The sequence below is a fragment of the Mesotoga sp. HF07.pep.5.2.highcov genome, assembly GCF_003666285.1.
GTDB lineage: Bacteria > Thermotogota > Thermotogae > Petrotogales > Kosmotogaceae > Mesotoga > Mesotoga prima.
The window spans coordinates 1-3,413 of record NZ_JFHJ01000090.1 but is presented as its reverse complement, the minus strand read 5'-3'; the positions used below and the strand labels follow the sequence as shown (position 1 = coordinate 3,413).

Sequence of the window (3,413 nt, the reverse complement as noted above, 5' to 3'; positions counted from 1 at the left end):
GCCGGCTCAAGATACGAGGGAGAATCCTTCGGAGAAGAGTTCGAATTACCCAGCAGAAGAGCTTATGCGGAAACATGTGCTGCAGTTGGAAATGTCTTCTGGAACTGGCGCATGTATATGATATCTGGTGATGCCAAGTACCTGGACCTATTCGAGCAGTCTTTCTATAATGGAGTGTTGTCGGGAATTTCGCTTGATGGTAAACGCTACTTCTATGTCAATCCTCTGGAAGACGCAGGTAAACGCGAGCGAGAGGAATGGTTTGAATGCGCGTGCTGTCCTCCAAACATCGCTAGATTGCTGACCTCTTTCGGAGGTTATATCTATGGAACAACTCTGAACGAAATCAGGGTCAATTTCTACGAAGAGAGCAAAGCCACAATTCCTTTTAGAGACGGAGAAGTTTCCATTATTCAGAAAACTTCTTATCCACACTCTGAAGAAGTGCAGTTAACTGTTGCTACTGATCTGGATACTGAGCTCTCTATTCTCCTAAGAATTCCTGAATGGACCGAAGGAGAATTCGAAGTGCAGGTCGATGGCATAAAACAAAAACTTCGTCCAGAGAAGGGATTTGTGCGGCTGGAAGGCAACTGGAAGGGAAAGACTGAAGTATATCTGGCCCTTCCGATGCGCATTCGATTGATGACCGCCAACCCTCTTCTTAGGGAAAACACTGACAAAGTCTCGGTCCAAAGGGGGCCTCTCGTTTACTGCGCAGAAGGTGTTGACAACCCGGATTTCGATGTAAGAACCTTGTCAGTGCCTTCAAGAAAGAACTTCGAAGTCACACAGAGTGATGCACTGCCAGGAAACCCAGTAATTCTTAGTGGGAAGGGAGTCGCCTTTGATCTGGATGGATGGGAAAAGAAGCTATACAACCCCCTTGGATCAGTGAAGAGCAAGGGCAACAATGTTAGATTTTCTCTTGTTCCATACTACGCCTGGAATAACAGGGGAAAATCGACAATGTGTGTATGGTTGCATGTCCACTAGGGAAAGCTCCATCTATTATTCTTTGGGAACTCAATGCTGTGAATTCAAGCAACCAATAAGATCCATAGACGGACTTTTCGAAATCGCGAGTTCATTGAAAGGAGCGTTCTTACATCTGTTTTGTGGCAGGAGAGTGTCTTATTTGCGTACTTTCTTTGTGATCATAATATTAGCTTTTTCAGCGAGCTGTCTAGCTTATGAAGGGCAGATTCTATTTAGCGGAAACGAGATCCATTATGAAGTCGAAGAAGCCGATGGAGAAGTGGTTATCCTGATTGGCGACGGTCCAGGCTTCAGCAGTTCTTATATGAAAGGAATACTCAGTGGAAGGAAGACTTTGAGATACGATCAGCTTGAAAGTGGGAGTTCAAAGAATCACTCGGATGTAGCTATTGATTTTCAATACTTTGTTGCTGAACTCGCTTCACTTATTTTTTCGCTCGAAATAAACTCTTTTCATCTTCTTGGCCATGGATTTGGATCAGCAATCGCCGTTGGATTTGCCCTTACAAATCCTGAAGGACTGCTCAGTCTTGTAATGATAAATCCAAGATTGAACCTCCCTGCAATCGATTCCGCATTATCCGATCTAGCCGATGGTGAATCGTCTCAGAGTTTCGACAAGTTCTATTATTTGTTTGGGGATGGTCCCACATCTGAACTGAAGCCGGTACTTTCCAGAGATATTATAAACGAGGAAATCTATAACCTGTTTTGGGGAGAAACCCCTACCTTCATTAGTGGAATTCTTAGAGGACATGATTTTTCCTCAGGACTTTTAGACATTAACCTACCGATTCTTATCTGCTCTGGATTAAACAGCTTTCCCGGCGCCAAGAATCTCTTAACGTTTCAAGAGGGGTCTCCAAATATAGAATTTGTAACGTTCATGAACAGCGGACATCTACCTATGTTTGAAGAGAAGAAAGCCTTCAAAACCATTGTGGAAGATTTCCTTCAAAGAGCCGAAGAAAACTTTGGTCATCAAGGACAACAGGAAATGAATCTTGATGACATGTCGGAAGTTCCAGGAGATATGGTATTCGGATGGGAAGATCTTGAGAAAGTTCACGAACTTCACGTTGGAGATGATTTTTCCGTGAAGCTTCCTTCAAATCGAGGTGCAGGCTACTTCTGGAAAGTCAAGAGTTTAGACGAAAACTCTATAAGACTGATTTCGGATCCATACTACGAAGAGCTTAAGGAATCAGGCGGTGGACGCGACGTCTTCGATTTCCGGGTAGTTGGATCTGGGAAGTCTTCCATTGAGTTTTCCTTTGGTTCATTGTGGGAGGAAACTTCAATAAGGACGTCTTCATTTTCTATTAATGTAGAAAAACCCAACATAGATCCGATAATTATTGATTCTTCAGATGTGGGAAAAACTATTGTAGTCGGTCTCAATGAACCTATAGAGGTTATTCTCGATTCCCCTATTGATTCCGGATTAAGATGGCGTATCTCTGCCACCACTCCTGAAGTACTCCGACAGCAAGAGAAAATGAAGTGAAAATTACGGAGCCATCGCCGTATTCAGCCGGGAAAGTTGCACAAACCTTCTACTTTGAAGGCATGAATTACGGGCAGGCTAGGCTTAGGTTTGATTATGGCAGTCTGTGGGAAGATGTCGCTCCCGAGAGAACTTTTGAGGCTACAATAGTCGTTGCAGAACCCGTTAGAATATGTTTTTGTTCAGGATTCCGACTATGGAAGAACGATTTCAATAAGGATCGATCAAACGGTCTTGGTTAGATTGAAGAAAGGCAACGAAGAAGATTGCGAATGGCAACTTTCTTCATATTCGGCAGTAGAACCTGTTGGTGACATCACTGAAGTAGAGTATATGGGTGTAAGGTATTCAGTGTTTCGATTAAAACCCACAGACTCAGGAGATTCTATGCTTGAATTTCTCTATTTTGAAGGCGAAAAAAGAAGGGAACAGGTTGATGCCTTCAAAATAGGCTTGGTAATAACTGAAGAATCTGGTCAAGAAATGTCGCCCGATCAAAAATAGATAACCTCACTTCCGGCGGAGAAGGCTAAATTACCGGATCAGTCTCGGATCTCCTTGATATCCTTCGAGAGGGCTATCTGCAGTTCAAGGAGATTTCATCGAAGACTACTCTGTAGCCACTTCCTCTTGGACTACAGCAATAAGCCCCCACCATAACTGGAAGTTTGCAGTCGTCTTCTATTAGTCTTGCCAGCCGGAGTTGAACCCACTCATCCTGCCAAGCAAAAACTGAGTAGTCAGATCCCTTTCTGTCGACTTTAACTCTTAGGCTCCTTGTTTCGCAAGATACATCTTGAGTCGACCAGTCTGAATAGCCAGAGTTAGTAACAACGGCACCTAGTTTGGATGGGGCACTTCCTTCAAACTCAATAGAGCTCTTCAACCAGCAGGAAGGTGAGACCCT

General features: G+C 43.7%; 4 protein-coding genes. 3 read left to right on the top strand and 1 reads right to left on the bottom strand.

Translation table 11 applies throughout. From position 1 onward, the window contains the following. The 3 genes from BG32_RS01590 to BG32_RS16010 form a co-directional block, all read left to right on the top strand. A partial coding sequence (locus BG32_RS01590) for a glycoside hydrolase family 127 protein (RefSeq protein ID WP_147434786.1) occupies positions 1–996 on the top strand: 996 nt, incomplete at its 5' end. A 142-nt stretch (positions 997–1,138) separates the two neighbouring features. Beyond that, the gene (locus tag BG32_RS01585; RefSeq protein ID WP_259459430.1) at positions 1,139–2,506 is read left to right on the top strand and encodes an alpha/beta fold hydrolase; all 1,368 of its coding nucleotides are present in this window, start codon (positions 1,139–1,141) and stop codon (positions 2,504–2,506) included. Between the two features lie 153 nt (positions 2,507–2,659). After that, a complete protein-coding gene (locus BG32_RS16010; RefSeq protein ID WP_259459429.1) occupies positions 2,660–3,010 on the top strand; it encodes a hypothetical protein in 351 nt (116 codons plus the stop codon). Between the two features lie 73 nt (positions 3,011–3,083). Here BG32_RS16010 and BG32_RS01580 read toward each other — a convergent pair. Then, positions 3,084–3,413 (bottom strand): DUF1349 domain-containing protein (locus BG32_RS01580; protein WP_121526298.1); only part of this gene is annotated, 330 nt, incomplete at its 5' end.